Consider the following 3,817-nt stretch of genomic DNA (forward strand, 5'->3'; position numbering starts at 1 on the left):
GGGTGGGGCGGGCGGAGGCGCGGGAGCACAACCTTTGACAGGGGCTCATCGTCCGGATATGGGACAGATCGTGTCGACGGAGGCCAGGTTGCTTGCGCCGGGTGAGACCCATGCTGCCGTGCACGGACGGCTCCGGACACCGCAGGCGTCCGTGGCCGGCGCCGTGACCGGTCCTGCGGCCGGCGCCACGACCGGTCCGGTGGCCGGCGCACCGGTCACGCCCGCACGCGCCGACAGCCTCCTGCCCGCCCCCGTCACTGTCGAGCCCCTCGACCTGCCGGCCCTCATCGACATCGAGCGACGGCTGCGCGGCCTGGCCGCCGCGCTGATCGACGACATCGCGGACGCGGCGCCGCCCGGCGGGCCGGCCGTCGGCGATGTCGGCGGCGGCGGTGTCGGCGGCGTTGCCGCTCTGCGCACCGCCACGCGTTCCCTGGCAAGCCTGATCACCGTTCTGTGGTTCGACGCGCTGCGTGCGGGTGACCAGCTCCGGGTGCCCCCGGCCGCGTTCCCGCTGCTGGACGCCGTCCACCGCCTGCTTGCTCCCCCCGGCTCCGGCCCAGCCGGCCCGCCCGGAGCTCAGCCGCGGCCCGCTTCCGGAGGCCCGGCGGCGGCAGAGCGCCTGCCGTGGCCGCCGGGCCTGGTCGGCGTGACCGTGACCGCACGCTCCGGACCAGCGGTGACGGCCTGGGACGCCCTCGCCACGCGGTATGTCGCCGACCATCCCGGCATCACCGCACCAGACGAGATCATCGGGCATGCCGGTGCCGCCGCGCCGACCGGTACCGGTGAGCATGCCGGCGCCGCCACGACGGTCGCCGCGGGGGCACCCGGACGGCAGATCTGCCTGCTCGACCACACCGAGCTGTTCGACGGCACGGTGTGGGAGCCGGTCACCGATCCGCGGGTGCGCCGCCTGGGCGAGCTGGTGTGGGTGGTCACGGTCCCTGCTCATCCGGGCGCGGCTATCGCCGCCGAGGCGGGTGTCACCGACCAGGCGCGTCTCTTCGCCGCCGCCAACTGGCAGGTACTCACTGTCAGTTATGGACGGACGCTGTCCGCCCTGTTCGGCAGGCCGGGCGGGCAGGCGCTGCGCCGTCGGCTCGACGGGATGGGCCGCGCCGAGTTCCAGGAGCTGCTGCGCTCGTCAGGGGCGGAGCTGCGCCGACGCCTCGCCGGGCCCGGGGCGTCCGGAGCCGGCATCACCCGGCTGCTCGACGAGCTGTCCGACGACGAGATCGCCGCTGCTCTGCGTGACGTCGGCGGCAACGACCTGCCCCTGCTCGTGGACGCCTTCGACGAGGTCGACCCGCACCGGCCCACCGTCCTGTTCGTACACGTCGACGCGGGCCCGGCCGAACGGACAGCGCGATCCGACGTTGACGAGTGGGCCGGGCTGCCCGCGGGCAGCGCCGCCGCCCGCCTCGCGCGCCTCGTCCGACGGCGGCTGGCGGCGAAATCGGTCACGCGGGCGAGCCCGCCGCCGGTCCCGTCCGAGCCGGCGCGCTCCTACCTCGGACGGGTCAGCACGCTGGCCGCCTTCGGCGCCGTCATGCGCGATCTCGCCGACGTCCAGCCGCGGGTCGCCGCCGGCATCGTCACCGCCACCACCCCGGAAACCGCCACCGCGCTGGCCGGATGGCGCGACGCTGTCGGCACATGGTCGCCGTCGCGGGCCGCCGCGCCCGGGGAGCCGCGCCGGCGCGCCGGCGGGCAGCTGGCCGAGCCGGCCTTCCCCGGCGTGCTGGCAGGGCTGCTCGGCGGGCTGGGCCGGGCCTGGAACCAGCTCGGCCATCCCCTGCTCCCGGTCGGCGTGACCGGCGACGCGACCGCCGGACGGGTGCTGGCGCACCGGTATGCCGACACGGATAGTGATGCGTGGTTCGTCCTAGTCGTCGTCACCGATCCCGCGCGACCCGTCGCCAGCGGCGGCGGGCGACCCGAATCCGACATGATCTGCTGGGAGCCGGCCTTTGCCCAGGATCTCGCCTGGTGCACGCTGGACGCGATCGGCCGGCTCGGACGTCCGGACGGCCGGTCGGCGCTGCTGCGGGTCTCGGCCCGCCCGGTCGAGCAGGCGCTGGCCGCGGTGCCCGCCGACGCCGAGGGGCGGGCCCGGCGGCGCGCCGGGGTGCTCGCGGGCGGTTACCGGCTACGCGACGGCACAACCGGCGCCGGCGGCAAGCCCGGCAACGCGCCCGACGGCAAGCCCGGCGACGGGCTCGAGGGCGAGCTCGTCGCCAGGTCTGGGGGGAGACCCGTCGACGGACCCGACAACAGGATCGGCAGCGAGCCCGACAACCGGGCCGGTATCGGATCCGGGCCGGCGGTGACCCTGGTCGGGGCCGGCTCCGTCATGGCCGACGTCCTCGCCGCCGCCGACGAGCTCGGCGCGGGGCTGGGCCGCGGTGTCGCCGTCGTCTGCCTGACCTCCCCCGACCTGGTCTGGCGCGCCCTGCAGGCCCGCCGCGGCCTGCTGCCGGGTGACGTGTCGATCCTCGACGAGCTCTTCCCCACCGACCGGCGCAGCCCGCTGGTCACCGTGGCCGACGGGGACCCGCGTGCGCTGGGGTTCCTCGCCGGCGTCCACGGCGATCCCGTCTCCACCCTCGGCGCGGGCATGATGGTGCCGGTCGACGTGGCGACGATCGTCGGCGCGGCCCTCGACCTGCTGGACGAGGTCGAGGGCTACCCGGCGTAAAGCCATCCCACGAAATTACTCATAGTAACAATTAGGATGGACGGTCGGGGCGAACACCAGGCACCCGCTCGTCCGCTCGGCGAGGCCTCGCGGGCCCTGGTGGCGGGTCAGGTCCCGATCGCGTGCACGCCGCCGTCCACGTGGATGATCTCTCCGGTGGTGGCGGGGAACCAGTCCGACAGCAGCGCCACGCAGGCCCGGGCCGTCGGCTCGGTGTCCTGGATGTTCCAGCCGAGCGGCGCGCGCTCGTCCCAGACACCCTCGAACCGCTCGAAACCGGGGATGCTCTTGGCGGCCATGGTGCGCAGCGGCCCCGCCGCGACCAGGTTGACCCGCACCCCGCGCGGCCCGAGGTCTCGGGCGAGATAGCGGGTGGCGGATTCCAGGCCGGCCTTGGCCACCCCCATCCAGTCGTAGGAGGGCCAGGCCACGCTCGCGTCGAAGTCGAGCCCCACGACCGAGGCCCGCTCGCCGAACAGCGGCAGCGTCGCCCGGCACAGCGCGGCCAGCGACCAGGTCGAGATCTGCACCGCGGTCGCCACCTCCGGCCAGGGGGCGTCCACGAAGGGCTTCCCGCCGAGTACCGACTCGGGCGCGAAACCGATCGCGTGCAGGACGCCGTCCAGCCCGTCGGTGTGCTCGAGAACCCGGTCGGACAGCGTGCCCAGATGTGTTTCGTCAGTCACGTCCAGCTCGATCACGGCGGCCTCGGTGGGCAGCCGCCGGGCGATCCGCCGGGTCAGTGACAGGCCCCGGCCGAAACCGCTGAGCACCACGGTCGCGCCCTGTTCCTGCGCGATACGGGCAACGCCGAAAGCAATGGACGCGTCCGTCAGAACGCCGGTGACAAGGATGCGCTTACCTGCGAGGAGTCCGCTCACAGGCCCGCATCCTGCCAAACATCGGCCGGCGCTGGCGAGGCGGCACACCGACAAAGCCACCCCCCTCGCAGTGCCGGCGCACCGACAAAAACACGCCGGCCGGCACACTCCGGTACACCCGGTACACCCGGTACACCCGGCGCACCTGCGTCACACCGGGAAGGCGCTCATCAAAGCGGCGGGCCGAGGACGCCGGCCCGGGCGAGCCAGCCCGGCCGTATCCTCCGGGCCGCAT

The 3,817-nt window shown here is 74.7% G+C and carries 2 protein-coding genes; one reads left to right on the top strand and one right to left on the bottom strand.

Going from position 1 to position 3,817, the window contains the following annotated elements; genetic code table 11:
- The first annotated feature begins 88 nt into the window (after positions 1-88).
- Positions 89-2,701, top strand: a complete 2,613-nt coding sequence (locus AC5LUJ_RS13790) for a thiamine pyrophosphate-dependent enzyme (RefSeq protein ID WP_493465049.1) — start codon at positions 89-91, stop codon at positions 2,699-2,701.
- 107 nt (positions 2,702-2,808) lie between these two features.
- Here AC5LUJ_RS13790 and fabI read toward each other — a convergent pair whose 3' ends face one another.
- Entirely contained in the window at positions 2,809-3,582 is a 774-nt protein-coding gene (fabI, locus tag AC5LUJ_RS13795; RefSeq protein ID WP_250282646.1) for an enoyl-ACP reductase FabI, read from the bottom strand.
- Between the last annotated feature and the right edge of the window lie 235 nt (positions 3,583-3,817).

This window comes from Protofrankia sp. CiP1_Cm_nod3, assembly GCF_982290655.1.